At 55.4% G+C, this 26,919-nt stretch carries 22 protein-coding genes and 1 tRNA gene; 8 read left to right on the plus strand and 15 right to left on the minus strand.

What is annotated here, in order from left to right:
• Window positions 1-4 precede the first annotated feature (4 nt).
• Window positions 5-1,243 carry an RsmB/NOP family class I SAM-dependent RNA methyltransferase gene (locus tag M504_RS15145; protein ID WP_047495308.1) on the plus strand — a complete coding sequence of 413 codons (1,239 nt, stop codon included), beginning with the start codon at window positions 5-7 and terminating at the stop codon, window positions 1,241-1,243.
• Here the strand turns inward: M504_RS15145 and M504_RS15150 are convergent.
• The 6 genes from M504_RS15150 to aroC all read right to left on the minus strand — a co-directional run bounded on the left by M504_RS15150 (window position 1,230) and on the right by aroC (window position 8,212).
• Complete coding sequence (locus M504_RS15150; protein ID WP_047495311.1) at window positions 1,230-1,646, minus strand: DUF1398 domain-containing protein; 417 nt, start codon at window positions 1,644-1,646, stop codon at window positions 1,230-1,232. The two genes, M504_RS15145 and M504_RS15150, sit on opposite strands and share 14 nt — an antisense overlap.
• Window positions 1,647-1,656: 10 nt before the next feature.
• A complete protein-coding gene (locus M504_RS15155; protein ID WP_052200891.1) occupies window positions 1,657-2,139 on the minus strand; it encodes a MarR family winged helix-turn-helix transcriptional regulator in 483 nt (160 codons plus the stop codon).
• 258 nt (window positions 2,140-2,397) lie between these two features.
• Entirely contained in the window at window positions 2,398-4,428 is a 2,031-nt protein-coding gene (locus M504_RS15160; protein WP_198137650.1) for a hypothetical protein, read from the minus strand.
• A gap of 1,145 nt (window positions 4,429-5,573) precedes the next feature.
• Complete coding sequence (gene fmt / locus M504_RS15175; RefSeq protein ID WP_047495323.1) at window positions 5,574-6,506, minus strand: methionyl-tRNA formyltransferase; 933 nt, start codon at window positions 6,504-6,506, stop codon at window positions 5,574-5,576.
• Window positions 6,507-6,513: 7 nt separating this feature from the next.
• On the minus strand, window positions 6,514-7,023 hold the full coding sequence (gene def, locus M504_RS15180) for a peptide deformylase (RefSeq protein ID WP_047495326.1): 510 nt from the start codon (window positions 7,021-7,023) through the stop codon (window positions 6,514-6,516).
• 4 nt (window positions 7,024-7,027) lie between these two features.
• Window positions 7,028-8,212: a chorismate synthase gene (gene aroC, locus M504_RS15185; RefSeq protein ID WP_047495329.1), complete on the minus strand. Its 1,185-nt coding sequence runs from the start codon at window positions 8,210-8,212 to the stop codon at window positions 7,028-7,030.
• A gap of 198 nt (window positions 8,213-8,410) precedes the next feature.
• Between aroC and M504_RS15190 the strand changes: the two genes are divergently transcribed.
• The 4 genes from M504_RS15190 to M504_RS15205 all read left to right on the plus strand — a co-directional run bounded on the left by M504_RS15190 (window position 8,411) and on the right by M504_RS15205 (window position 12,189).
• Complete coding sequence (locus tag M504_RS15190) at window positions 8,411-9,694, plus strand: diguanylate cyclase (protein WP_047495331.1); 1,284 nt, start codon at window positions 8,411-8,413, stop codon at window positions 9,692-9,694.
• A gap of 57 nt (window positions 9,695-9,751) precedes the next feature.
• On the plus strand, window positions 9,752-10,720 hold the full coding sequence (fbp, locus tag M504_RS15195) for a class 1 fructose-bisphosphatase (protein WP_052200995.1): 969 nt from the start codon (window positions 9,752-9,754) through the stop codon (window positions 10,718-10,720).
• Window position 10,721: 1 nt separating this feature from the next.
• Entirely contained in the window at window positions 10,722-11,969 is a 1,248-nt protein-coding gene (locus M504_RS15200) for an alanyl-tRNA editing protein (protein ID WP_047495333.1), read from the plus strand.
• 144 nt (window positions 11,970-12,113) lie between these two features.
• Window positions 12,114-12,189, plus strand: a tRNA-Ala gene (locus M504_RS15205).
• A gap of 77 nt (window positions 12,190-12,266) precedes the next feature.
• Here the strand turns inward: M504_RS15205 and M504_RS15210 are convergent.
• The 5 genes from M504_RS15210 to M504_RS15225 form a co-directional block, all read right to left on the minus strand.
• Complete coding sequence (locus tag M504_RS15210; protein ID WP_047495338.1) at window positions 12,267-13,430, minus strand: site-specific integrase; 1,164 nt, start codon at window positions 13,428-13,430, stop codon at window positions 12,267-12,269.
• Complete coding sequence (locus tag M504_RS22750) at window positions 13,427-13,705, minus strand: helix-turn-helix domain-containing protein (RefSeq protein WP_084214450.1); 279 nt, start codon at window positions 13,703-13,705, stop codon at window positions 13,427-13,429. Before M504_RS22750 ends, M504_RS15210 begins: the two co-directional genes overlap by 4 nt.
• Window positions 13,706-13,713: 8 nt before the next feature.
• On the minus strand, window positions 13,714-14,481 hold the full coding sequence (locus M504_RS15215) for a hypothetical protein (protein ID WP_198137651.1): 768 nt from the start codon (window positions 14,479-14,481) through the stop codon (window positions 13,714-13,716).
• A 203-nt stretch (window positions 14,482-14,684) separates the two neighbouring features.
• Window positions 14,685-14,933, minus strand: a complete 249-nt coding sequence (locus M504_RS22365) for a hypothetical protein (protein ID WP_047495342.1) — start codon at window positions 14,931-14,933, stop codon at window positions 14,685-14,687.
• Window positions 14,930-15,421 carry a hypothetical protein gene (locus tag M504_RS15225; protein WP_047495345.1) on the minus strand — a complete coding sequence of 164 codons (492 nt, stop codon included), beginning with the start codon at window positions 15,419-15,421 and terminating at the stop codon, window positions 14,930-14,932. The genes M504_RS22365 and M504_RS15225 overlap by 4 nt, the downstream gene beginning before the upstream one ends.
• Before the next feature lie 1,036 nt (window positions 15,422-16,457).
• Between M504_RS15225 and M504_RS15230 the strand changes: the two genes are divergently transcribed.
• On the plus strand, window positions 16,458-17,051 hold the full coding sequence (locus tag M504_RS15230; protein WP_047495348.1) for a recombinase family protein: 594 nt from the start codon (window positions 16,458-16,460) through the stop codon (window positions 17,049-17,051).
• A 316-nt stretch (window positions 17,052-17,367) separates the two neighbouring features.
• On the opposite strand, the gene M504_RS15235 is transcribed toward M504_RS15230, so the two are convergent.
• From M504_RS15235 to M504_RS15245, 4 genes are all read right to left on the minus strand, one after another.
• A complete protein-coding gene (locus tag M504_RS15235; protein WP_047495351.1) occupies window positions 17,368-17,787 on the minus strand; it encodes a hypothetical protein in 420 nt (139 codons plus the stop codon).
• Window positions 17,787-19,097, minus strand: coding sequence for a hypothetical protein (locus tag M504_RS22130; RefSeq protein ID WP_156993896.1), 1,311 nt, complete (start codon window positions 19,095-19,097; stop codon window positions 17,787-17,789). The genes M504_RS15235 and M504_RS22130 overlap by 1 nt, the downstream gene beginning before the upstream one ends.
• Window positions 19,098-19,179: 82 nt before the next feature.
• Window positions 19,180-19,362 carry a hypothetical protein gene (locus tag M504_RS15240; RefSeq protein ID WP_047495354.1) on the minus strand — a complete coding sequence of 61 codons (183 nt, stop codon included), beginning with the start codon at window positions 19,360-19,362 and terminating at the stop codon, window positions 19,180-19,182.
• A 425-nt stretch (window positions 19,363-19,787) separates the two neighbouring features.
• Entirely contained in the window at window positions 19,788-20,756 is a 969-nt protein-coding gene (locus M504_RS15245) for a DUF1376 domain-containing protein (RefSeq protein WP_198137652.1), read from the minus strand.
• A 1,545-nt stretch (window positions 20,757-22,301) separates the two neighbouring features.
• Between M504_RS15245 and M504_RS15260 the strand changes: the two genes are divergently transcribed.
• The gene (locus M504_RS15260; protein ID WP_047495366.1) at window positions 22,302-22,604 is read left to right on the plus strand and encodes a hypothetical protein; all 303 of its coding nucleotides are present in this window, start codon (window positions 22,302-22,304) and stop codon (window positions 22,602-22,604) included.
• Between the two features lie 1,540 nt (window positions 22,605-24,144).
• Window positions 24,145-26,676 (plus strand): hypothetical protein, encoded by a 2,532-nt coding sequence (locus tag M504_RS15265; protein WP_156993898.1) that lies wholly within the window; start codon window positions 24,145-24,147, stop codon window positions 26,674-26,676.
• Window positions 26,677-26,919 lie beyond the last annotated feature (243 nt).

Below are 26,919 nucleotides of genomic sequence, written 5' to 3' on the forward strand. Positions count from 1 at the left end.
CAGCGTGAAATCGAACAACCAACCCGCCATCTCCCCCGCGCGCGAAGCCGCCATCCAGATCCTCTATCGCGTCATGTCCAGCGCCGCCCACTCTGACGACCTGGTGCACTCCCCCGCCGTCAGCCGCCTCTCCCCGGAAGACCGCAACCTGACCACCGCCCTCGTTCTCGGCGTCCTCCGCTGGCAGTTGCAGCTCGACGCCGTGATGCGCCCCATGCTGCAGCGACCCGACGCCGAACTCCACGACGCCGCCCTGCTAGCCCTGCGCCTCGGCATCTTCCAATTGCTCCACATGGACCGCATCCCGCCGCACGCCGCCATCAACGAAAGCGTTGAAATGGCCCGCGCCAACGGAGCCGCCCACGCCGCTGGCATGGTCAACGCCATCCTTCGCCGCGTCCAGCGCGAAAAGGAAACACCCCAGCGGACCCCGCTGGTCGTCGCCATGACGCCCGAAGAACAGGCCCACCCCGAGTGGCTGATCACCCGCTGGCGCAAGAACTTCGGCAACGCTACCACCCGCCGCATCGCCGCCTACGACCAGCAGGAACCGCCCTCCGGCCAGCTCTACACCCCGGAAGAGGGTCTGCCCCAGATCGACGACGGCTCACGCCTCATCGCCGAAGTCACCGCCGCCGCCGTCCCCAATCCCAAGCGGATCCTCGACTGCTGCGCCGCTCCCGGCGGCAAAACAGCCATCCTCGCCATACGTCATCCGCAGGCAGAAATCATTGCATGCGACGTCAGCCCCAAACGCCTGGAAGCCATGCGGAAACGAATGGATCGCTCCGAATCCACCAAGCATGTGAAGACGCTCCTGGCCGACATGACCGCCCCTCCCGCCGACTTGCAAGCCGAAAAATTCGACCTCATCCTCTGCGACGCACCTTGTAGTGGAACTGGAACTCTTTCCCGCAACCCAGAGATTCGTCATCGCTTACGACCAAGCGATCTACCCCGACAAGTCGATCGTCAAAAAGCGCTTCTGAGACAAGCGCTCCAACTACTCGCACCCGGGGGACGCTTGATCTACTCCACGTGCTCGCTCGAACCCGAGGAAAATCTGGAAGTCGTAACCGCGGCAACCGTCGCCGGAACCTACCGCTCCATCGACCTCTCATCCCTACTCCCAGAGTCCGTCTCATCCGCAGCCATCGGCGGCACACTCCGAACCCTGCCCGGCACCCAACCCTGTGACGGCTTCTTCGCCGCCCTGCTGGAAGCCACCCCTAGCTCACCGTAACCGCAGGGTACGCCTCCACATATTCCTGGTCGTCGCTGCCGGTGTAGGTCACCGTTCGCCCCTCCAGGTCCACCTCATAACGAACAACTCCGGCTCGCCACGTAGCCTCCAGAAACTCGGGGAAGGTACTCTCGCCAGCCTGATCGGTCCGCAGCGCTCTGATCAGTGCCTCCCGATCAAAGTCCGGAACATCCACCGCCCCCGACACCAGCGGCGAACCCTGCATCACCACCGGACCATCGTCCGTGAGATACAAGCTCTGCGACGACGGAAGAGACCACACATTCCGTTTCACTCCGGCCTGCCGCAAGACCTCGGCCAAGTAGGGAAAGCCACCCACGCGCGGACGATTCGCCTGCGCCCGCCCCATCGCACCCATCAAATTGTCGATCGCCTTGCTCATAGCTCACCCCTCACTCGGTTGGAACATCACGGATCTGGTTCTGCTGCGCCAGTTTGACCAGGACCTGAAGCAGAACTTCGCGCTCGTTTTCAGTGAGACAATCAAAGAACTGCGCTTCATTCTGATCGGCCAATTCAGCCAGAACAGGCAGGTTCCGCTTCCCGGCTTGCGTAACGGAAAGCAGCCGGAACCGGCCGTCCGCACGATTCGCTTCCACCCGGATCCACTTTTTCGCTTCAAGCTTGTCGACGATCTTGGATACCGCCCCGCGAGTCAGCCCGAGAGCATCCGCCAGCTCGGCCGGCGCCGCTTCACCGCGCGAGTAAAGCTCACGTAGTACCACCCACTCGGCCACGGAAGTCTGTTGTTCCCCTAAAGCTCGGCTAAAACCGGCCGAAACAGCGTTCGACACGCGCCGAAGCCAAAACCCGAGATGGCTTTCAAGGCCCGGAACGCTGTCGATTTGGCTCGCTTCACTTTCCATGGAAACCATTATGATTTCCACGGAAACTGTCTGTCAAGAAGAGACCTTCGATTGGGTGCGTCTATACCCAAGAAAGTGAACGGCCACTCACACCCATAAGTTCCCTTATGGACATAAGTGGCCGCATAACATTTTCCGTACTTTACTTACTAACTATCGTTAATCCTGAAACTCGCATGCGTGAGATAAGTAACTACCCAATTACAGGCTAGCCTCACGCTCAATGTAAATTGGGCCGCCACATTTCTATGGCGGCCCAACCTGGGTTTATTGGTAAGCTCCCATCGACGGAGTCGTACCACGCTGATTTCCAATAATGTCAACTGGAGACATCTTGGAGGAAGTTCCTGCCGACTTACCAGCAGAGCTCGACTGCAGTGCGAAGTTAGTGCTCGAGGTAAAGCTGGGTGCCGTTGTAACCGGACGTGAGTCGAATGACGGAGCTGCTCCGGCACCGGACCACAGGTTATTCGTACCCGTTACACCCGCGCTCTTCGGCTGAATGTAAGGCTGCGCCGCTGATGGCTGAACGCAGATGTTGTTGGTTAGGTTGATGCCTGCTCCAGCGTAGACCACACCGAAGCATCCATTCTGGTTTCCAGTCGTGTAGGCGCCTGCATCCACGACGGTGTTGTTGTAGATCTGCACCGTGCCGCTGGTTGAAGCCGGAGGATCAGAGTTGATAGCAATGCCAGCTTCGTTTGCAACACCGTAAGGATTCGCGGCGGTCGCAACGTGAGCTACAACGTTGTTGTAGATCTCGACCGTTCCCAGTGAAGGATCAACCGATGCAAGCTGAATACCATCGCAGTATCCACCCGTGATGTTGTTGTCGTGCACGTGCAGGTCATACTGGTTGCCGCCTGTCGTCGCGTGGAACATGATGCTGCGGCAGTAGCCCTTAAAGTTCTGACCGATCGTGTTCCAGCCCACATCTGCGTGGTTCGCGTTCGAAGAGAAGTAGACAGCATGGTAGGTCTTGTCTACGTTTCCGCCGGTGTCGTGAACATTGTTTCCCTGGAATGCCCAGGTATCAGAAGTGGTGGTGGTTTCAGCAAGAACACATGCAGTTCCGCCAAGACCCGAAGGAGGAGCGGGGCAGGAAAGGCTGTTGTTGATGATGCGGATGTTGCCAGCCTCTGCATCGATAGCAGAGCTCTGACCAACAATGTTGAGGTTAGCGATGGTGATGTTCTTGCCCCATCCCTTTACGCCATTCGAAATGCTGGTGCTGCCAACATTCACGGTACCGCCGGGGTAGCCGACGATTGAGAGCTGGCTGGTTGCAGACTTACCGCCAAGATCCGTTGAAATGGCAGCGTTGTATCCGCGACCATCATCCATGCTGACGTTCGCTCCCGGCATCAGATAGATCACGGTGTTCTGCGAAGGTGAAGCCGAGTCCTTCGATGTTACGGAGTTGAAGGCTGCGCGCCACGTCTTAAACGGAGCTGCGAAGGTTCCATTGTTTGTATCAACGCCGTTAGGCGATACGAAGACGATCGTCGTCGGCGTGACAGTAAATGGAGAGCCGTTGGAAGCAAGTCCATTGGCGTTCACAACAATATTGCCCGTGGTTGCTGCCGATCCAAGCTGAGCAATAATCATGGTGTCAGACCAGGAGCAGAGGCTGCAGTTGGTTACAAGGTAGCCACCCAGCGTGAGGGTGCTTGATCCCTGCGATGCTCCGAAATGGCTACCGAAGATGCGAACGTAAACGCCGTTTCCGTTGTCGCCGCCCGTACCGGAACCAACATTAAGATCCGTGTAATTGATGTGGGGTGCGCCAGTTGTGGAGCTACCGCCAGATGGCGGCGTGGCAGTCACTGCAACAGAGGTCGATGCAGTCTTGCTCGTGCTGCCGTTGCTTGCAACCAACGAGTACGAAGTCGTCGCTGTTGGCGAAACACTCATCGAGCCTGAAGTAGCAACAGCCGCACCGTTAAGCGTTACAGATGTTGCCGAAGTCGAGCTCCAGGTAAGCGTTGTGCTCTGACCTGCAGTGATCGAAGTTGGCGAAGCGGTAATCGTTGCCGTCGGAGTTGCTGCTGAAGTCACTGCAACAGATGTTGTCGCGGTCTTGCTTGTGCTTGCGTTCTTTGCAACCAGCGAATACGAAGTCGTCGCTGTTGGCGAAACACTCATCGAACCAGAAGTAGCTACTGCCGTACCGTTAAGCGTTACGGAGGTCGCCGATGTCGTGCTCCAGGTAAGAGTTGATTTCTGACCTGAAGTGATCGAAGTTGGCGAAGCTGTAATAGTTGCCGTCGGAGTTGTTGCGGCCGCCGTGACTGCCACAGAAGTTGTAGCCGTCTTGCTCGTGCTTCCGTTCTTGGCAACGAGCGAATATGTCGTAGTCGATGTAGGGGAAACTGTTTTCGAACCTGACGAAGCGACCGTAGCACCATTAAGTGTCACAGACGTAGCCGATGTCGTACTCCAGGTAAGAGTTGAGCTTTTGCCCGACGTAATAGAGGTAGGTGAGGCACTAATACTCGCCGATACATAGGACCCATGTCCTGAATGGCGCTGTGCAGATATACCCTGGCCGCCGCCAACGAGTATAGACGCACCGATGCATAAAGCTGCGAGACGACTTCTGTGAACTATCAAACTGAATTACTCCAGGGGGAGATACATTACTTGCCCGGGTAATTGCATTTCGGTGGCCGCAAATGACCTGAATATTTTGTGTGTGGTATGAGCAACTTAGAAGCATCAAAGAGAAGGCACAGAAAAATTCTGCTCAGTTATCGGTAACTTCTTCCGGAGAATCCTGCCTAATTAAGGTTTTTACCGATAAGTCAACTTGCCGCGCGGGGGATAAAACATCAAAATCTGACCCCGAAAACTCAATAATTAAGTGTGAACAAAATTTGTCGCAAAAAATGCGATCTTATCCATTAGCGAGTATGTCGATCACGTGAACACATAACCGCTCGTCCCGAAGCAACCCTTGGGATTAATTAACCGCACAATAACCTCATCTTTTTTCACCAGATGATAGCGAGATAAAAACGAACTTCTGCCACGAGGGAGTCGACCCGATCAGAAGCAGGTTCTCGGCTCAAAGAGACGCGAAATGGGGAGACGCTCGCCAGAAGCGTCGAAGGATCTGACTCTCTCCATATCGGACAGAAACCAGCAGCTAACCTGGCCGGGGACATGGTGGGACCGAACCCGATCCAAATGCTGTCAAGCCCTGAATCGCACAACCGCCACAAAACAGGATGGTTACAGCTGGCATGGTATTTAGCTCAAACAGCTACAATAAGAAATAGACAGTTAGGGCCGCGTTATGCGCGGCCCTAACTCTTTTAGAAAGACGATTTTGCCTCTAACCCCAATGGGCAGACGATTTTACAGCCACCCACGACGTAAACCCAATAGAAAGAAGATTTTAGAGAAACGGGGGGGGGGAGGGGGTGGGACGGCCTGCCTGGCTAACCGAAGACTTCGCCGCTCTTCAACTGAAATCCGCGCAGAAATTCCGCAGCGGCCATCCGCTTCTTCCCTTCAAGCTGCACTTCGTCGAAGACAACTGCCGATCCAGAACCGCAAGCCACTTCCATCGCTCCATCGCGAATCGTGAGCGTTCCAACAGCAGCGGCACTTTGCTGGGAAGCAACATGCAATCCATGAACGATCAGCTTCTTCCCGCGGAGAGCGGTAAACGCTCCTGGCCAGGGCTGAAAGCCACGGAAGCGCTGGTCGATCTCGCGCGCGGTGAGTCCGAAGTCGATGCGAGCATCATCCCGCGTCAGGATAGGAGCAAGCGTCATCAGCGACTCATCCTGCTCTTCCGGCGTAATGGTGCCCGCTTCCAGCTTGGCAAGCGTCTCCGCCATCAACTCCGCACCAATCTGGGCGAGCGACACAAACAGCTCCGGCGAAGTGGTCGTATCAGTAATGGGAACAGACCGCTTCAGCAGCATCGGTCCGGTATCGAGCCCCGCATTCAGCCGCATCGTAGTCACGCCAGTCTCCGCGTCACCCGCCGCAATCGCCCACTGAATGGGTGCGGCGCCACGCCAACGCGGCAACAACGAACCATGCCCGTTCAGGCAGCCATGCTTTGGCAGGTCCAGCATCCACTGTGGAATGATGCGGCCGTAGGCAACCACGATGATGGCATCGGGCGCACTGGCTTCCAGCGTGGAGCGAAGCTCCTGGTTAGTCTTGAGCTTCTCCGGCTGCAGCACAGGAATACCGTGCGCCGTCGCCGCCACCTTAACCGGCGTAGGATTCACCTCGCCACTGCGACCCACCGGCTTATCCGGCTGCGACAGCACCAGAGCCACCTCGTGCCCGGCGGCAATGAGCGCCTCCAGCGTAGGCACGGCGAAGTGCGGTGTCCCGCAGAAGACCAGCCTCATACCGCCCCTACCACTCACCATTCTTGATGAGCTTCCGAATACGCCGAAGAATCAGGTCCTTCTTCAAGCGAGAAAGGCGATCGATAAACAGAATGCCGTCGAGGTGATCCAACTCATGTTGGAAGGCGCGAGACAACAGCTCCTCGCCGTCGATCTCGAACCACTTGCCGTTCACATCCTGCGCGCGCATACGCACGTGGAAGTGGCGGCTCACCTTGTCACGGATGTCCGGCAACGAGAGGCAGCCCTCTTCCTCGATCTGCTTCCCTTCCTTCTCGATGATCTCCGGGTTGATAAGGACAAGGCGTTCTTCCGGGTTCTTGCCTACCGAAAGGTCAACCACGTACATACGCTTGCTGATACCGATCTGCGGCGCAGCCAGGCCAATGCCCTCGGCGGCATACATGCTCTCAAACATGTCGTCCGCCAACTTCTTCAGGTCGGCATTGAACTCGGTAACAGGCTCGGCCTTCTTTAGCAGCACCTGCTCCGGATACTTAACGATGGGATAAATCATTGCCTTAGAACTTCCGGATCTGCTCAAGATAACCGTTGAGGTTGCGCTGCGTTTCCACCAGGCTGTCACCGCCGAACTTCTCCAGCACCAGCTTCGCCAGTGCAATGGCAACCATCGCTTCGGCAGCAACACCAGCAGCGGGGACCACGCAGACGTCGCTGCGTTCATACGCTGCCTTTACCGGCTCACGGGTATCGAAGTTCACCGACGCCAGCGGACGGCGCAGTGTGCTGATGGGTTTCAGGTAGCCACGTACAGTCACGTCCTGACCATTGGAGATGCCACCTTCAATACCGCCAGCGTTATTGCTCTCGCGGGTAAAGCGCGTGTGTGCTGCGGCAGCTTCCTCTTCTGTGGCGTAGTGGATGGCGTCATGAACGGTCGATCCCATGGACTCCGCCGCGGTAACGCCGCGGCCGATCTCGACCGCCTTCACCGCCTGCAGGCTCATCACAGCCTGTGCCAACAAGCCATCCAGACGACCTTCCCAGGTCACATGGCTACCAATGCCCGCGGGCACACCGTGTGCCACCACCTCAAACACCCCACCCACGGTATCGCCCGTGCGAAGAGCCTTATCCACCTCACCCTTCATCTGCTGCTCTACCTCAGGGTCAATGCAGTTCAGCAAGACTGTCTCACGGGCGGTGCTGGCAACAATCTCATCCCACTGATAGGGCCGTTTCAGTTCCACAGCGCCCACGCGGACGACGTGCGAAAGCACCTCAATCCCCAGCGACCGGAGGAACATCTTCGCAATGGCACCAGCGGCAACGCGCGCCGTGGATTCGCGGGCGGAGGCACGTTCCAGGATGTAGCGGGCATCGGCGAAGTTGTACTTCAACGCGCCTGCCAGGTCTGCATGACCGGGGCGAGGCGAAGCAACTGCCTTATGTCGTGAGGGATCGCCCTCTTCTACCGGGAGAATCTCTTCCCAGTTCTTCCAGTCGCGGTTGGCGATGGTCATAGCAATCGGCGAACCAATCGTCTTGCCATGACGAACGCCCGAGAGGATATGCGCTGTATCTGTCTCAATCCGCATGCGGCCGCCGCGGCCAAAGCCCTGCTGGCGCCGCCATAGTTCACGTGCAAGGAATGCGCTGTCCACCGGAACCCCGGCGGGGAGGCCGCTGAGCATGGCCACAAGAGCCTCTCCGTGGCTTTCACCGGCTGTAGAGAATTGAAGCATCTTCCACCCTGATCAAAACTTGATTGTAACAAGTGGCCACCGGGTGTTTCAGCGCGAATTGTGGGAGAGGGACTCTGGAAGCGATCGCAAATTTGTGTGAAGACGCGACAGTTCCTCCCCCGAAAGGTGGGGTCGGTTTGGCTCCGCAGTGGCATAGCGAACACTGCGGGTGAGGACTAGGCTGATTTCGGTAAACCTATGGAAACTCAGAATCAAGCTGATATCACGCCGCTGCTGAATGAAGAGATCCGTCGCTTCGAGACGGGCCGCGTTGCGTGGCTGCATTTCACTCCGGAGGTTGAGACGCGCTACCTGCGCGACACAGCCGCATCCCGGGCAAGCACGCTGCTGACCCATGGCCTGTTCGCGGGCATTGTGTACGACTTTTTTCTGCTTAGCGACTACTTCATGGCGCCCGACCATATCCTACGCGCCGTACTTGTACGCCTCCTGATCTTCACGCCCATCATGCTCCTGGCCGCGACGATCGTCCGCTACCAGCAGAATGTAGCTTTGCGTGAGATCAGCGTCGCTTTCGCCTGCCTTACAGGCGCCTTGGGCATCCTTTACCTGCACAACGAGATAAACACAACGGTCTCCATCGAGGCGCAGTTGGGATTGATCCTCATGTTGTTGGGTATGAATTGCCTGATCCGCCTTGAGCTTGTGTATGCGACTGTGACGACATTTCTGCTAGCTGTAGCGGATGTGCTGTGGCTGAAGAACGACGGCTTTCTCCCAGTAACCCACAAGTTGGTACTCGGCGGCATGATGGCCTGGTCTGTTCTTCTAACTCTCGCTGCCAACTACGCAATCGCGCGCGATCGCCGCTTTTCCTATCTGCTTCAACTTCACGGAAGGCTGCAGCGAGGCATGTTGGCCGATGCGAATGCAGAACTGGTGGCACTTTCGTCCACCGATCGCCTGACTGGACTGCCGAATCGTCTGGCCTACGATTCTCGACTTGGACATATATGGAAGATGACTCGTGAGAGCCGGACACCCCTGAGCGCGGTGATGGTGGATGTCGATCATTTCAAGCTGGTGAATGATACGTATGGTCACCCATATGGCGACCGCGTTCTGCAGCGTGTCGCCTCACTGTTGCAACAGGCCCTCCGCGAGGAGGACGATTTTGTGGCTCGGGTGGGAGGCGAGGAATTCGTCGTTCTGCTGCCTCACACCGACTCCGCTTCCGCAACCAAGGTGGCCGAACGTATCCGCACCCTGGTTCAGGTGGCCGGCTCGCCAGCGCTGCAGCGCGATACGACGCTACACCACGAAGTGTGGACCACCGTGAGTTGTGGCGTAGCCACCCTGTGGCCGTCGCATCCCGGCAGCGATCCCGCACAACTTATCGCCGACGCTGACGCTGCGATGTACCGGGCAAAACAGGAAGGAAGAAATCGTGTGTGCTGTGCGCCCACTTCACCATCATCATCACGTCTGACCATTTTCCCTGGAGGAGCGCAACGCGCTTAGTCTTCACATCCGCCCATGACAAAACGGTTAACCCTCACGGATGCTACGCTTAATGCCATGGCGATGACCCTTTCCCAACACGTGCGCCAGCGCCACACGCCGGAACTGGCGGCGCTGATCACCGCAATTGCCGATGGCGCGACCACCATTGAACGCAGAATTCGCACTGCGGGTCTGGACGATATTCTTGGCGCCGCTGGCAGCGAAAATGTGCAAGGCGAAGCGCAGCAGAAGCTGGACGTTCTGGCTGACAATACGCTCATCGAAGTGATGAAGGCTCTCCCTTCGGTGGCCGCTGTGGTTAGCGAAGAAGATGATGAACCCCTGATCTTTGAGGGTCGGCCGAATGCCAAGTTCATCGCGATCTTTGATCCGCTCGACGGCTCGTCCAACATTGACGTCAATGTCAACGTAGGAACGATTGTCTCCATCCAGCCGGTGAAGCCTGGCCTCAGTGTCAAAGAATCCATCGTGCAGCCCGGCACAGAACAGATTGCGGCGCTTTATGTGAACTATGGCCCATCGACGATCCTGGTTTATACCGCAGGCGATGGCGTCCACGCGTTCACGCTCTCAGAAGGCGAGTTCCTGCTGAGCGCAGAAGACTTGAAGATGCCGGAGCAGGGACCGTACTACTCCATGAACGAAGGCAACATTGCCGAATCACAAATGGTGTACGGCAAGGCCATTTCGCGTTTTCGCGATGGCACCCTGGTGGGTGGCAAGAAGTACAGCTCGCGCTATGTGGGATCGTTCATTGCGGACTTCCATCGCACACTACTGAAGGGCGGCGTATTTCTCTATCCGCCGACCAAGAAAGCTCCCAACGGCAAACTCCGCCTGTTGTATGAAGCAAATCCCTTGAGCTTCATCGCGGAACAAGCCGGAGGCGCCGCCAGCAACGGACGCTATCGCATTCTGGAAATTGTGCCCACCGAGCCGCACGTGCGTACGCCTTTGATCATCGGCAGTCAGTCGGAAGTGGCTGCGATCGGCGGACTGATTTCCATCTCACCAAGGGAGTAGTGTGACGGAAGTTCAGTCAGCCAACCGCATTTACTACGACGAGCCTGCAACGCTGGAGTTTACAGCCGAAGTCACCGCCATACGTGAACTGGCAAGAGTGGACGGCCAGCAGGTATGGCAGATCGCGCTGGATCGCACCGCTTTCTACCCGACAAGCGGCGGACAGCCATACGACACGGGCGTGCTGGTAGCAACCGCGCGCTCGGGGGCTTCGCTGGAAGTGCCGATTACGAACGTCGAAGAAGATGAAGCTGGTGAGGTGTGGCACACCACCTGCAAACCGTTGCAGGAAGGTACGGTGGTTTCTGGGCGCATTGACGCGACGCGCCGTCGCGATCATATGCAACAACACAGCGGCCAGCATCTGCTCTCAGCAATTCTGGACCGTGACTTCGCTGCACGCACAGTTTCCTTCCACTTGGGAGACGACGTTTCCACCATTGATTTGGAAGGCCCGGCGCCGACCGACGCGCAGTTGAAAGCCGTAGCAGACGAAGCGAATCGCATCATTGCCGCAGCACTTCCATTCGGTGTCCGCGATGTCACCAGCGAAGAAGCCGCCACCATGAAGGAACAGGGATTGCTGCGCAAGCTGCCTCCTCGCTCCGGTAACATCCGCATCGTTGAGATTCCAGGCATCGATACGAACGCCTGCGGCGGCACACATGTAGCAACTACCGCCGAGATTGGTCCGCTGCTATTGCGCAGAACCGAAAAAGTTCGTGGCAATCTGCGGCTCTCGTTTATCTGCGGGAATCGTGCTCTTGCCGTTGCGAACGCTGATTTCCATCGATTGCAAGAAGCGGCATCACTGCTCACAACGGCGACGCCTGAAATCATCACTAGTATTGAGCGTCTCCGCGCAGAAAACCGCTCTCTGCAAAAGGAACGTGTCAATCTTCTGGAAGAATTGGCATCGCTCGAAGCAGCTAAGCTGGCCTCCGTGGCGCACGGGAGCGTCATCTATTCCCTGCCCTCGGATCGCGACGCTGCCTATGCAAAATTGCTGGCGTCCAAAGTGGTCCGCGAAACAACTGCGCCCGTTGCTTACATCGTCGCTTACGAGGAAGCGCGAGCCAATGCCGTTTTGGCCGCTAAGTCCGGGGTACTCGACTGCGGAACCACTCTGCGAACCGCCCTCAACACGCTTGGGGCTCGGGGCGGTGGAAGTGCGGAAATGGCGCAGGGAGCGGTCCCGCTGGAACAGGCGGAATCGTTATTGAACGCGTTGCGTCCCTTACTTCCCTAAAGCACATCCCTACGTTCAGTGCGCCCAGGAAGCATCTCCGTGACGCTTTGAGCGCGGAGACGCTTCCTGTTACACTCTGGATGTTGCTCGCGTCGCAGGATGCGACGCTGGAGCGGCAAGTAGGCCAAACGCCTGCCCCTCAAAGGGCCTGTAGCTCAGCTGGGAGAGCGCCTCGTTCGCAACGAGGAGGTCAGCGGTTCGATCCCGCTCAGGTCCACCAAATAAATCAAGCATTTAACTTGAAAACGTGGGGCCAATAAGCTGGGCTTTTCAACGCGTGGGGCCATTAAGGGTCCACTAGGCTGCTTGTTCACTTCCCAACAAGAGAGAAGCGATCTTCCTGCCTGCGTCCCTTTTCTCATTGCCTACGGTTTGCGCGTACGTGCCTAGCGTCATATCCGGTGTGGAATGTCGCATCAGCTCCATGCTCACTCTCAGACTCACACCACTCGATAGCAGCAAACTCGCGTAGCTGCGACGAAGGGTATGCCATCCGAGCTTGGGCTTAGTGATACCGGCACGTTCAATCGCTGGAGCAATGTTCCTACGCCAGAGAGTACCCGGCCAGAACGGATGCTTGCCGAAAGCCACATCAGATGCGAACACCCAATCACCGGGTTTGGTATAGGTGGCCTTCGTCTTCCAAGCTGTGAAAGCTTCCAACGCTTGAGCAGGAATTGGCAATGGGCGACGTGAGGACTCAGTTTTCGGTAGACCTTCGACACCATCGACGTATGACCGTCGAACATGCAAAATCGCACGTTCGAAATCCACGTCTGCCCACTTGAGGCCGAAGATTTCTCCCCGCCTCATACCCATAACAGCAGCTATAAGAAATGCTGTTCGAACCGGTTCAACTCCTTCAAGCTCCCGAAGGATTGCAGCCGTTTCGGCGGGTTCGAGAATCTCTGGCTCTACCGCCCTCTTCCTCACCTGTCGAACATTGGCTATCGGGTTGACCGGGTGCAACTCGTGACGCATTGCATGACGGAAGGCGGCGCCGAACACTTCCCTGACCTTTGCCTTGGAACCATTAGCTAGCGGCAACGTCTTGAGCCAGTGTTCAACGGCAACCGCCTTAACACCTTCAAGCGGTAGTTCGCCCCAGGTCGGCAAGATGTAGTTCTTGAAGATATAGAGATACGCCTTGCGAGGCTTCTCTGCTTTTCCTGAACCGACTCCCAACTCATGTTCGCTGTAGTGATCCACCAGTTGGTTCACTGTTAAATCAGAACCTCGTTCGTGTTGAGGAGTATTAGCAAGCTGGCGATATCCGTCGGCCTTCTTCTGAGCCTGTGACTTGTTCAGCTCTTTGGTGGTACCGAGAACAACCTTGCGTTTAACAGTAAGGTTGCCACTCTTCTCGCGCCAACGATAAACCCAAACTGCTGGGCCATTGGTCCGTCCCTCTGTTGTCAAAGAGCCAAGCTGAAAGCGCGTACGTTTGTGGATGAGGTTCATGTTGCCGTCCTTTCGGGCTGGGCGACATGACCGACGCTTTCAGAATACTCGGAAGCGAGCCAGTGGTTGATCTGAGAAGGTATGAAAACAATTCTTCGGGCGCTCAGACGACGGTGTGGAATTTTGTTTTCACGAGCCCAGCGAAGGAGCGTCACAGGATGCAACGGCACGATTTCAGCTAGCTCTTGGGCAGTCAGAGGGCGTTCAATAGCCTGGTGGGACAACAGGAGGGCTTGTTGATGGCTGGATGTGTGCTGTTCGACAGACGGCTTCATGGCTTCTGTTACTGAGACGTTGAGATGGCCACCCCTGTTCGACGGCGGCGGCGCTGCGCAGAAAATTCTTCCCTGGCAGCAACCATTGCACTCTCCAGATCCTCGTCTGAGAGGCGATTGATCTCTTCATCAGTTGCCGGTTTGGGTTGTGCCGGTTGGTCGGTCTCCTCATGCGCTTCCAATTGGTGGGCGAACCAAGCCGCTTCGATCTGTTCAATCGTCGGAAGCTGGATAGCGGAGAGCCGTCGTACGGCGAATTCTTTGAACTGATCAGCCGTTACGCTTCCCGCTTTGCTGTGAAACCATACCGTCGAGCAAGCCTTCTTCAACAGATCCGCGTTGGTGACCATGACTTTCCGCACGTCGACCGTGCGGGTACCCAATGAGAACTTCAAGTAGGTCGCGATCGCCTGCGCCGCTCCGTGCGTGCGAAGATCGGCAATCACAGTCAGAAGTTCTTCCCGGCTCAATTGTTTTACGTGTCCCTCGCCGACATCCAGAGCGCCTCTACGAAGCAAAGCCTCAAATGCGGCCCTCAGATTGACTTCCGTAAAATCCCCGGATCGGAAGAGCTCGAATATCACTTCTTCGTCTTTCAAGTGATCGACACCATTAAGAAATCGTTCACAGAGGTGCCGCAGCATCGCCGCGGAATTCTTCTCAGTGTTCATGTAGGTAGGATGGGCCTTTCGAAAAGCGAGAGCTATGCGTTCGCTCTCCGAGTCGGCGTACTCACGGAACGCCTTCGGATCACGCCGCGCGGCCTCTTCAGCCAAACCTGGGTCTTGCGCCAGCGCTTCTGCGAAGCTGATCTTCGGTGCGATGGTCTGATCTGCTAGCCGTGGCTCAAAGCCGTGTTTGGATTGCCGCCAGAGGTCGGTGGTGTTTTCTTCTGACTCTTCGGGGCGACGAAAGCCGGTAAGGTCTACATTGGCATCACCGGCCAACCACAGATTATTCAACTCAGACTGAGACATATCTATTCTTTCTTGTGTTTCAAAAAGTTATTGTCGACGCGGCTCAACAGACGTGAAAGCACACGCTTCAAGCGAGTTCGCTCTGCATCAGCCATACTCGCAATGCCGCTAGAGCGATCGGCGAAAATCGCGAGAACGAGGCTGACTTGTTCCGAGGGAGTCGAGGGATTCTCCAAGATGCTTAGGAGGTTTTGAGTCTCTTCAACACTTTGGGAAGGGCCAAGTATGAGATCAGTGATTTCTTGGTTCACAGCGATTTCTCCGAAGCAGTGATCTGCTGACTTTCCGGACTGAAAGCACTAGCCAAAGTGTCTTCAACGCGCAGCATCAGTTCGGCAGATATTTTCTGATTGAACCGAGCGACGCCCTGCAGAGCGTCGATGGCGAGACTCTTCAATTCGCCCGATCCCGTGTTCTCGAGAATGGATATGTACCGTTCCACTTCTGACGGACCTTCTTCGCCATTCATAAGGAACACCGAGGATAGGACACGAGCCCACAACCCAACACCCTCTACAGGCGGCCAAGCAGGTCCATTAACGTATTTCGATTCCTGCGGTTGATTCGTTTTATCGAGATAGAAGACGACTTCGTTGTCGAGTCGTGAACTGTACTGCTCCCCTGGCGCCAGAGCGAAGACGTCGTTGGGTGGCGTGAGAGAAGTCTGCTTCTTCTTGGCGGGAGGAGAAGAAGTTCCCAGGACAACTGCTAGTTGTTCTGGTGTTAATTGTTCGGGCATGTCGGTAGTTCTTTCATTTGAAGTTGGGCGGCCTTGAGCGAGTAAAGGCGAGCGGCGTATGCAGCAACCCTGCCGGATGTGGTTTTGTCTGACACGATTGCCTCCAGGCATCGAAACGACATTCTCGTCCCGAGAAACTTTAATGCGTGGAGCCGAGCGGACTGCGCGGCGCGCGGGTTAAGAGCGAGCTTTCGCATAATGCGAGAGACGTTAGTGGGGGGCACGAAGCGGTTTCCTAGAGAAAGTGCAAGTACGGTTCAGTCCGAGTCCGAGTCGGACCCGAAATTGAACAAGATCTTCTCAGTTTCAGATTTTTAAAATTTGCTAAGGGGGTGCTCGTTGATCGGAAGCTTGCCCACTTACAGGACGGGAAAGTGCTTTGGAAAGGGTGGGTGGGTTTCTAGGTGATGGAAGGGGTCGTAGAGCAGCGCCGAGGGGACAGGCCGGGGTATGGCATTGAGCCTCCAGGAACCTTCCCTTCAACACCGATATGTTCGCGTCGGGCAACAACGATCTCACTATCGGTGCGTTTGTGTTCTTTGTCCAGGCTTTGCGCAATAGTACTGAGTGTAGTTCTCACTCAGCTACGAACGGGGCGCTTGTGTAATGGGCGACCGCGCAGTTTCTCGCGGCTGTGCGTGGAGTGGAAGTGCGGGCCTCTTGCCCGAGAGGCCGCACGGTGAAAGACGGTGTACATATCTGAGCCGTCCGGGTTGATCGCCTCCCCAGTCTGAGGCGTATTGGTGTCACTTCGCGTCGCGACAACCAATGTGCAGAACATCGGTCCGTATGCGTTGGATCGAGTGAACATTCTGCGTATGCATCCACCGTTCACTGGCGCCCAGAGATGGTGAGCAATTCGCTCTCCTCTGGTGTATCGACTCATGCGGTCTTTGCCGCCTTAGTGAGTCGAAAAGAAATCTGTGCCATAAAACGGTCTCAATTAAACCGCGCATTGGCGTGGGGTTTTCGTTGTCTAGAGGGTGTTCCATATAACGGTCGTTATGTGGTACATACCGGACAGGAGCAAAACCTAATGAAGACCGCTATCTACGTGCGAGTGAGCAGGAGTGATGGCAGACAGGACCCAGAGAACCAACTCCGGGAATTGAAGGCCTTCTGCCAGAAGCAAAGGTGGGATCTCGTGGAAGTTTATGTAGATCACGCCAGTGGCAAACGCAGCGATCGCGTGAACTTCAAGAGGATGATGACAGACGCGTCCAAGCGCAAATTCGACAACGTCCTCTTTTGGGCAATGGATCGCTTCTCACGCGAAGGGATCGAAGCAACGCTCGCATACATCAGGCAGTTGACGAGCTACCGCATTGGATTCCGAAGCTACCAGGAACCGTTCTTCGACAGCGCCGGACCTTTTAAGGAGTTCATGATCTCGGCTTTTGCGACATTCGCAAGCTTGGAGCGAGCACGTATCTCTGAAAGAACGTTAGCCGGACTAGCGAGAGCACGCACACAAGGTCGAATCGGCGGGCGTCCCAAAGTTGACGATGATCCCAAGGTCGTGAAGTCGTTCAAACGTCTTAGGAAGGATGGGCATTCCGTTCGGCAAATAGCAAGCAAGCTGGATATCTCACCGACCACTGTCCAAAAACTCATCAAGGTCATTGGGTAGTCGAATTTGGCACAGCCTTCTCAATGGATTTGGTATTCGCAATCCGGAATTCACGAAATTTCGGACAGAACACCAAGCATTCAGCCAAGTAACCCTCGCTTGCGAAGAAGCAGAATCGATCCGGTAGTCTGACTGGCAACATCGTTCTTCTCTACCCTCTACCGCCTCTCCCGACATTCCCCCCTGTGCTCTTCTGAGAGAAGAATTGACTCTCTGTCTCCCCTATCGGAGCCTCTTTCGGTGTGCGGGCTTGGGTGTGCGGAGTGCAGGATTTTCCTGAGAGCCGCATGTCCATTACCGGAAAAAGCCCGGTACGTCAGCCAACGCTCGCGAAGGTTTCTACGTCCCGTATGACTCCAGCAGACACAAACCCGAAGCGGAACAGAGCGTGCCTCAATGCGCCTATGTCATAGCGGGCTACTCCTGCCGCGGGTGTCACGTCATCAGAGACTTCGGACGTTAGGCCCGAGGTGGGATCGACCGAAAGACCTATCCATGTTTGGCCACCGTCCATGCTTGCCTGAAGAGCAGGAACAGCTCGAATCAAGGTTCCAGAGGTAGAGCAGATCACAAGGTAGTGAGCACTTACCGCTTCCTCATTCTCAATTCGGAAGGACACAAAATCGTTGACGGCGGTGAATTTGCCGAGGCGCGTCGGTTGAGTGGAGATAAGGATCGCTTCTGATGGCGCCACGTCGGTGTGTCGCCGTGTCCACTTTCTGGATTTGTCAGTCATCAGCGCCCGGCGGCCTTCAACGCAGCAAGGATGGCGTTAGTCGCATACTGGCCACCTGTCTGATTGGGGGTTGTGCCGTCCGCAGAGGTCTGAGTGGCGGAGTTGGGTTCCCAACATGAGGTACTCTCCGTCACAGGCGTTCCGCACGTTAGGCGCACGGGCACGACCTGAAACCCATCTCTCTGGAGGGTCGAAGTGTCTTGATCTTGCCCCGCATTGACTACCGAAACGAGCGCGTCTGTCCGAAAAGAGTACGAAGGGCTGGTGTGCGCGATTCTGGTCGCATAGTTACTAAGCACTACAGGACGGGCGTCCGTAGGAGTTGATGCGACCACGCCAAGTACGCCGATGCTTCCAGCGCTACCCGCAGAAACCGTGATCGAAACGGAGTGATCTCCTAGACTTAGCCCACCGATTCTGGTTGCCACAATCCCAACGGGAACCGTACCGGACGGGTCACCAACGGCATCATCAGTTTTGTTTGAGCAGGATGTCGATCCGCTTGGAAAGCCGCAGGATACAGATGTTCCGTCTACGCTGATACCGAATACACCCGCCGTACCGTTACTAACCGTTGTAATCACAAAGCATGTGCTTGCCTGAGGGCACTTACATGTCAAAGAAGCACCTGCGGTCGAAGCGTATCGCGCGAAAGACGGCAGCCAGCGACTCGACTGCGGTGACCACGCGCCCACAGCAGGGACACAGTCCGCTGCCAAAGTTTTCCGAGCCTCAAGCGAACCTGCCCAGGTAAGCCACGCCATCTCTTCGGCGGAAATCAAATTCAGGTGTACCGAGGTAAGCGTAGCGCAAGCTCCGCCGCCTTCTGTCTGACACAGATCCGTCGAAAGCTGATTTGCGCCCGACAACAGAACTACCGTTCCGAGCCCCAAGTTACGGCTCCAATCCCAGTTCGCCCCTAACGCGTGATAACCACGATCGAGAGGCCCGGTGTCATCCACTCTATTAGTCAGACTCCAACCGCGTGCGGCTGCTAACTGAGAAGCAACAGACTGTTTCGATGTGCTCAATTGGTTTGTCCCCAACGAGTTGTCGCCCACTGCAAGTAATTCGAGACCGCGGCCAGCGCCAGCAAGAGAACTCACATCGCAAGGACCATAGTCGAATGAGCCAGCGACTCGGCAACGAAGGTTGATTGTGGTCGCTGGTTCAGAACGAAGCCCGTCTGTGGAGTTGGTTGGCACCGGTACACCGTTCGGACCAGAAAGCGTGAATGGTGTGCCTTGGGCATGGATCAAACAATTGGGACCGAAGCCGAGAAGGATGAGGAGAAGAAGAAGTTTTCGCATGTGTACCGGGGGATGTTGTCTGGGTGGGCGTGCCGGGAACGCCAAGGAGAAAAGACCGGCACACCCACGTGGTCCAGAACTTTTAAGAGTTGGTGACGGTCTGTCCAGAAAATGGATTGAGCTCAGTACCGCAGCACTCGATGCCGATCGAGATAAGCCTGCGCACAGCCTCGCTGCGGGAACATCCCACGGACTGAGAAATGCGATCAAGGAGATCAAGCGTTTCGCGGGTGAACTGCACGCGGGTGGGGTAGAGTTTGGCCATTGGATTTCTAGGGTTGGGCCGCAGTGTGCCGCAATGTTCCCTTTATGCCCTCATAATCGGCAATCTCCTGGGATTCACTACTGACAATTAAATAATTCTTAGTCCGATGCGACTCCACATCCAGAACGTGCCTCTGATGCGGAAGTCGCCACCGTCGTGGCATTCAGTTGTCAGCCCTGCCGCTGAGGCGACACGTAGCCCTGTTAAGAGCAAGGGTTACGGTCTACTGACAACACGGGGGAAGAATGCAGTTCACGCTGCAAGTCCACCTTTCAATCACCGCGAAGTTGCGATGGCTGGTTGTGGTGTGCCGACGTCGCTGAGGTAACGCGGTAACCAACCCGACGAGTGTGGGAATCACTCGCTGGACTGCGAGCAGTGTATCGGGCTATGCGGCCATTGACAATTCAAGTAAGACATCGCATTCAGTCGGCACTCAGCGCCTCTTCTACCTGTGCCTCTTCTGCCGCGCGGAGTCTCTGCTGCTCTTCCATCTCCCGCTCCGCAATCTCGACTATCCTCAACTTACCTGCTGCTACACGGGCCTGTTCCTCTGCACGCTCCTGCTTCTTGCGGCGCGCGGTGTTGATCAACTGGTCTGCGGTCTCCACGAAGTTCCTGGCAGCGAAGCCCATGTCTTTCAAATTGTCCGTATCCTTGCCTTCGAGGAATGTCCGGAGAGCGGACACGATCTCGGCTTGCGTGTAGCCGTCTGCCAGCAGTGTAGCAATCCGACGCTTCTCGCGGTCCGTGAAGGCCACCGTGTTGTTCGAAACGTATGCGAGTTCCATCGCGACGGTCTTGGCCTGGCCTAGCCTGGTTTTCGCTCCACGGCTCAAGGACCGTTTCACTCGCTCTTGTCCGTCTGTCTTTTCAAAAGAGAGGGGGAGGGAGTGAGGAAGGTGGGCTCCTTCTCCTTCCTCTCTAGTATCAAAAACAGTATCGGACCCAGAAACAGAAGCAGAATCGAAAACAGAAGCAGAAGGCTTTTCTGGGCTTTCGTTTTGTGAGACTCCGGTTTTCTCGCCCGAAAGCTCCAGCTTTCGGGTGGCTTTATTTCCTCGGCCTCCCAACTTTCCTTTTTCGGACTGGGACTCGCTGTACTTAACTTGTTTCTCTGCTTCGTGAACCATACGTATGTTTGCCCGCCACCCTTCTTCGACGGGCGGAAATTTAGACAAAAGCAAAACCTTACTTCGGTCCCATTGCTCAGGAGTCATGTGAGCAAGACGACGTAGTCGGTCATCATTATCTGGAAGGTAGCCGTGCTTATCGGAAAGCCATGCGTTGCATAGAAGAAACACGTAAGCACCAACCTCTTCGAGATCCATCGCTTGAACACCCGGCGATGCCACAAAGTCGGAAGGGTAAAAACGAAAGGCTGGACTCTTCAAAAGACATCTCCCTGTCCCGGTGAGAGTGAAGCCCTTGCGTGCCGGGAAAACACGCAAGGGCTGGTGCGAACCAACGAGGGCCCGACTACCGGCGCATGGTTCTCTAGGCCATGCGCTTGGCCATTGCTGACCAAGATGATTTCGAGAGTAGAACTTATAACTCGGAGCTAACCGCTATTGGGATGCAAGCAATGCTCTCTCGAAGTATTCGAGGTCAATCTCTGGATTGATGGTTCGCTTATTGCTGAGATCAACCACACAGAATCCCTCAACAATCCGCGAGGGGCGCACACGAGTCGTCCATCCCTTCGTTCGAAGAATGCGGTTGATTCTTGCGACTTGACGCTGTGTATCCATCGATCTGCACTCCAGCTGATAACGCTAAAATATTCGTCGTTTATATGACGGTGAGTTCAGATGATTGTTGCGCGCGTCGCGAGTTTCTCGCCATCAGGCGACTGCTTCGCTGAAATGAGCGTACATCCCGACAAACAATAGTTCGATCAGCGTCGAGGAGACGATGGAGAAGAACGAACGCGCGCCTTCTTCTCTGTCCGAAGAATGTCAGCTAAGGCATTGCATGCCTTTAATCGAATCGCGATCGGAACTCTTTCGGCTTCAGCAATGTTGATCAGAGTGCGTTTGACGCGGCGAATGCAAGCATTCGTCATGGCTTTCTCCATTTCTGTACAGCGGCCATAAAGTTGGTCGGGCTCTTTAGTGTCGCCCTTTGTCCAGGCTTCAATCATTTGGACGTTGAAAGATCAAGCATGTTCTCACGCAACATCCACACGCTTCCAACGTCCAAGATGCTGAACCTTTGCCTGTGAAATAAACTCAGTGGCCTCCATTGCCGACACTCGAAAGGCTTCGAGAAGGACCGCGTCGACTCCGCGTCTACATCAATGTCGAATCGCACATGCACTCGCGAAATACCGCAGCCGGCGCGTACTCTGCCAGCCGACCTCTCTATGAGGAAGACAGTGGGGAGGTTGAGCGGCAGAAAGCTCTAGAAACGAACGACCGTTCGGTAATTTCCATTAGAGGCGAGAGGTCGGCTGGCAATTTCTAGCTGTGTCAAGGGACCTGCCTGCGATCCCGACTCGATGCATATCCACAGTCGAACACTCCAAGTCGCTACATGATTGGTGTTGTTGCCCCATGATTGGTTGTTGTTGCTACATGAAGTCTTCGGTACCCATCGGTTGCTTCATGTTGCTATCAGTGACTACCGGTTGCTTGTGGTAGCCACCAGAGACTACCTGTTGCTATCGAAGGCTTGCAGTAGCCAGTGGTTGGTTACTGTAGCTACCGGTTGCCTGTGGTAGCCATTGGAAGGTTGTGGTAACTACCGGACAGTCGAAGCGGGCTTAACTTCGGGTTGACACCTGAGCATGGAGAAAAGACAAGAACGTCTGTATCAATCTTCCTACTTGCCATACCGGTAAAGTTCGCGATATTGTCAGTGAAAATCAAACGGGACTCAATGATTGCGTCAACAATCACCAAGTCCCTAACCTCAGCAGTCTGTTAAGGAGACGTGCCATGGCTTTTCCTACCCTAAATTCAATTCCCTCGAACCGCCACTCTAAATCTTCGAAGCTCCGTCGGAGATCGAAGAAGCTGACACCTTCTCTTGCCACCGTCGATATCGACAGCAGTTTGATCGCCGAGGTTGAGGCGTATTGTCATGTCACAGAGGCTTCATTGAGAGACTCGATCAATGAAGCCGTTTCGGACTGGCTCCAGACCTCAGCCCTCTCTCGTCTGGAATACTTCGTAGCCAAGAAGAACGCTATCGCGATGCCGTCGATGGAGACGGTTCTCCTCGGTCATTCGTTGCAGTAGATTGTTCTGGTCAGAGGTGACGTCAGTCCATTTCCCGGAATGGTCTCGCAATTCCGTTCTGGGTGATGTGTTGATTTCATTTGCAGCGACTGCCTGAGCTGCAGCTGAAAGGAGTAGCGGTATGGAAAGCCAACGAACAAACTTCCATGCCGCTAAGTCATTCGCGAGATTTGGTCCCTTTTCAGAAGGCAACATCTCGTTACTTACCCGAACGGCACTTCACAAGCACCGATCAGTTCTTTAGTAGCAGTCTGCGCAAGCCACTGCAAGCTACCGTACTATCGTACGCATGATGCACGACGAGGATTTCCTTGGTCTGGAGGCGATGTTCGCCTCTACCAATATCACCATCAGGGACATCGAAGATGGCCACCGGAATGACGTGACACAGCTTTCTAAGATGGACAAGCTGACCACTGTTTCCACATTGGCCTCACTCTTGGTAACTCCGGAACTACAAGCAAACGCGTTTCGCATCGAAGCACTCGTTCACATCGCAGTTTCACGTTCTTCTGGAAGACAACATCCTGGTTCTGAGTTCATACGAAAGGTTTTCAAACGATTCGGTAGCGGAATCTGTGGCCGTCTTGAGGATCCAGCGGAGGATCTCTTCACCACTGCCGTTCATTGCCGCGATGGCAATTTCATCGTGTTCGAAGGATTGCGTGAGGGCAATGGGTTCTATCTTCAGCGAATCCTCGATGTAGTGGACGAGATACCCCAGCAAGGGCGATTTATCGCGATGCGCCGATCAGTTCTGGCGCTACTCACCTTGTCGCATGCGATTGCGATTAGAATCGGCATTCCTGCCGGCATCATCGGGACGATTCTGCCACAATCCGATCTTCCAAAGAAACTCCTTGGACGGCTCAATGCGATGCGGCGGTGGGTTCAATTCGAACCTCGCGACTTCGATGAGATGGGTCTGTCCGTTCGGGATCTCGCTCCATTTGTCCTCCCTTCGGATCACCTCGGCCTTGAAGACAGCCCTCTGCTCGACAGCGCGTTAGAACACCATCCAGTTCTCTTGGTGGATGGTGTCGTGTGTTTGGCTCTTCCAACGCACGTGGGTGCAGCCATCACACGGTATGTCCTTCAGACCGTCCGAGCTTCGGGCAACATAAAGGTGCTTGAGACGGGGCTGGTGACGAAGTACTGGGAACAACTCTGTTGGACCCCCTTTGCCGAGTCCGACGCTCCTCCTCCCTTTCAGAAGCAAGGAGAGAATCAGCTTTGGATCGGTTCCACACTTCGCGAAACCGAGCCAGGCAGGTATATCCACCTTGTGGTCTTGGCACCTCCGCTTGATTTACCAGAGGACGATGATGGAAGCTCCCTGTACGCAGCCTCAATGGAACTCTCCCAGTTCGCGATGGAGTCGATTCGGCGCTCCTCGCAACTGGCGGCGGCGCAGGTAGGTTTTCGGGAAGGTATCTCGCTCGTCGTGAACTGCAGTCTCGGACGAGCCTCCTTTTTCGTCGGAGAAGCGATGCCCGCGCAATGGGAGGTGGAAGTTCTCCCCATCCACGATGTGGTCAGCATGGCTTCGATGGAAAACTTCAGTCCCATCGATCTCTTCCGTATGGCGCATTCCAAGAATGCCGTAGCAGCGGCCGGAATCCGGCTCGTGAACACCAATGGGCTGCTGAACCTATGGGCCTGGGCGAATGACCTGAACGGTCACCTCATACCGCACGGGGATCTTCCCGAAGATTTCCGAGGGACAGAAACCCCACGCCTGATCGCTGTGAGACAGAATGGTCTCCTCACCCTCCGGCAAGAGAACTACCTTAGACACCACACTCGCATGGCGATGCGGCCGGACGGCAACTGGATTACGGTTCGTCGCGTCACGGAAGCTCTCTACGATGACGACATGGAATCGCCTCTCTATGCGGACTCAGTCGGGTTCAAAGGCGGTTCGTTTTCAACTGTGTATATCTCAGACGTTAGCTTCTGGTGGATATCTATCGCATCTGGATCAACCAACATGGGCCAGCTGTACGAACATTGGCGGATGCTATGTACCTGGCTCATTCGGTTCGTACCTCCGGTCGAAGCCTCAACCACGAAACCGATTCCAGAGGCTGTCAAATTTCACATCCACTTTGAATCGGTCATTGACATCGATCCCCACTCCATCACGATTCCCAGCACAGACGAGCTCGAAGCCGCTTTTCGTATTCGAACCGACGCGACCAAATCGGAAGTTGAAATTCATGTTGGTAGGGCGTTTGATCTTGCTCTTGCCAGTCCCGAAAATATCGCGGAGAAGGCACTGGTAGCAGCAATGCTTCGAGGCTTGAGGACGATGGTAGAGGAATCCTCTCATCCAGAGGCCGATTGCGGTGTCGTCGGACAGATATGCGGTTCGAACCTCGCACGGAGTAGGCACATCATGCCAGCCCAAACGTTCCGCGATATGCTGCACACCATGGCCGGGAAACCAGTACACATCCACAAGATGGACGATGCAATCGCACGCATTGGAATCGCGTTCCGCGTCCAGTCGGATGTGGGTGCCGAGATTCTGGGAAAGCGAGAATGCACTGCCTTTCTGAACGAAGCAGTGAAATTGACCCAGCGAGAGATTTGTGCCCAACTGCGCCTGTTCAATCGACGCCAATTCATCAATGCACTTCTGCAGTGCCACGAAGAGGCGGCGATATCCCGTCATCACTGGTTGCGAACCGCGCATGCCAACATCGCACTCCACGGCGATGCAGCAGAACAGGCCATCGCGGAACACATGGCAGAGATGACGGCATGCTCGATTTCGACCCGTGTACTAATCGAGGCAGCCAATTCTGAGTGCCCTGCTGAGGGTGGGTTCACACCGGGCGATCTTGACTTATCCAAGGTCATGGCTCGCGTAATCTTTGCATTTCACGTTGGAGGATGGTCCGATGCTATTCACTGGGGAGCAATCGCACCCCAAGTGCGTATCGCGCCCGTCGGGGACATACATGTCGATCACAGGTTCATTGACACGGTATATGTTCCATTCGCTTCCGGCGGCACGAGGCGTGAAGTATTTGAAGCGGTCGATTCCTACGGCGAAGCCTACGGTGAGCTGCCGCCAGTAAAATCAGTCGCAAGTGCTTTTGACGAGCGCTTCCTCGAGGCCTGGGAGGATGAGTTCGGAGTTCCGCTCGACGTGTTGCGGAAATTTACGGACACCTTGGAGAATCATGGAATTGATCAGCAGAAACTCTGGTTCGAGCTTCGACGTTCGGAGCTGCTCGAAATGTTATCCAAGTGCGCCGAGCAGCCAGTGGAAGACGTGGCAGCAACTCTTGATCGCCTGACTCTGCCGGTTCGGACTCACTGGGGCGAAACACCAACCGGATTTCGCGATAAGGATTGGCATCCCTGGAGATTTCGGCGTCGACTCTCGCTCTTGAGACGCCCGCTTATCGCACTTGAGACCACCGAAGATCCACTCATCGTCATTGCGCCTGCAGTCGTACGAGAAGCCCTTCACATCCTGGTCCGCTCTCATCACACGGGCGAGACGCCAGACTGGCAGGTCTCCTCGCGGTCCATGTTGAAATGGCTCGGCGATACGAACAATGTGACACGCACCGCGTTCAACGCGACAGTCGCGTCTCAGTTGGAGAAATTCGGTTGGAAGAGCGCATCCGACTACAAGATATCTCGACTTCTCGGAATCCCATTGGATCGAAACTACGGAGATGTCGATGCGTTGGCCTGGGATCCCCAGTCCGGTCGCGTCCTGGCGATTGAATGCAAGCACCTCCACTTTCACAAGACAATTGGTGAGGTCGCAGAACAATTAAGCGATTTCCGAGGCGAGATAAAACAGGATGGGACACGAGACCTCCTTCGAAAACATCTAGACAGGATTATCGTCATGGAAACCAACGCCAAGATAATCCGCAAGCGATTAAGGCTGAGAGAAGACCCCCAAATCGAAGCCTACGTGGTCTTTAAGAACCCTGTCCCCATGGAATTTTCTTGGCCGCAAACAACGCCTAGGATAAGACCTCTCATTTTCAGTCAGTTAGAAACGCTGCGTCTAGCTCCTTCCTCGCACTCCACAAACAGTTAATTCCGTGTGCGTCTCCGCCTAACCTTCAACAAGAGCGCCTCCAACGTCTCTTTTCTGTTGGAGAGCAACATCTAAACACGCAACAGATCTTTGACTGGAAGCCGCAAAGCGCGTTTGAAAAGCAGCATGCTCCGAATGCATCCCTTGGGTGGGACGGACATTCCGAACGATTGCTTTCTACTGCAGAACCAACCTAACTTCATCCCTCCAACGGTTCCATCGCAGATTTAGTCGAATTTCGGA

This window comes from Terriglobus sp. TAA 43, assembly GCF_000800015.1.
Taxonomy (GTDB): domain Bacteria; phylum Acidobacteriota; class Terriglobia; order Terriglobales; family Acidobacteriaceae; genus Terriglobus.

Bases quoted from the DNA above. Each gene is read 5' to 3' on its own strand.
- M504_RS15190 (WP_047495331.1), top strand. From the start codon at position 8,411: ATGGAAACTCAGAATCAAGCTGATATCACGCCGCTGCTGAATGAAGAG.
- M504_RS15265 (WP_156993898.1), top strand. From the start codon at position 24,145: ATGGCTTCGATGGAAAACTTCAGTCCCATCGATCTCTTCCGTATGGCG.
- M504_RS15150 (WP_047495311.1), bottom strand. From the start codon at position 1,646: ATGAGCAAGGCGATCGACAATTTGATGGGTGCGATGGGGCGGGCGCAG.
- M504_RS15260 (WP_047495366.1), top strand. From the start codon at position 22,302: ATGGCTTTTCCTACCCTAAATTCAATTCCCTCGAACCGCCACTCTAAA.
- M504_RS15235 (WP_047495351.1), bottom strand. From the start codon at position 17,787: ATGACTGACAAATCCAGAAAGTGGACACGGCGACACACCGACGTGGCG.
- def (WP_047495326.1), bottom strand. From the start codon at position 7,023: ATGATTTATCCCATCGTTAAGTATCCGGAGCAGGTGCTGCTAAAGAAG.
- M504_RS15225 (WP_047495345.1), bottom strand. From the start codon at position 15,421: ATGCCCGAACAATTAACACCAGAACAACTAGCAGTTGTCCTGGGAACT.
- M504_RS22750 (WP_084214450.1), bottom strand. From the start codon at position 13,705: ATGAAGCCGTCTGTCGAACAGCACACATCCAGCCATCAACAAGCCCTC.
- M504_RS15155 (WP_052200891.1), bottom strand. From the start codon at position 2,139: ATGGTTTCCATGGAAAGTGAAGCGAGCCAAATCGACAGCGTTCCGGGC.
- fmt (WP_047495323.1), bottom strand. From the start codon at position 6,506: ATGAGGCTGGTCTTCTGCGGGACACCGCACTTCGCCGTGCCTACGCTG.
- M504_RS22130 (WP_156993896.1), bottom strand. From the start codon at position 19,097: ATGCGAAAACTTCTTCTTCTCCTCATCCTTCTCGGCTTCGGTCCCAAT.
- aroC (WP_047495329.1), bottom strand. From the start codon at position 8,212: ATGCTTCAATTCTCTACAGCCGGTGAAAGCCACGGAGAGGCTCTTGTG.
- fbp (WP_052200995.1), top strand. From the start codon at position 9,752: ATGGCGATGACCCTTTCCCAACACGTGCGCCAGCGCCACACGCCGGAA.
- M504_RS15210 (WP_047495338.1), bottom strand. From the start codon at position 13,430: ATGAACCTCATCCACAAACGTACGCGCTTTCAGCTTGGCTCTTTGACA.
- M504_RS15230 (WP_047495348.1), top strand. From the start codon at position 16,458: ATGAAGACCGCTATCTACGTGCGAGTGAGCAGGAGTGATGGCAGACAG.
- M504_RS15240 (WP_047495354.1), bottom strand. From the start codon at position 19,362: ATGGCCAAACTCTACCCCACCCGCGTGCAGTTCACCCGCGAAACGCTT.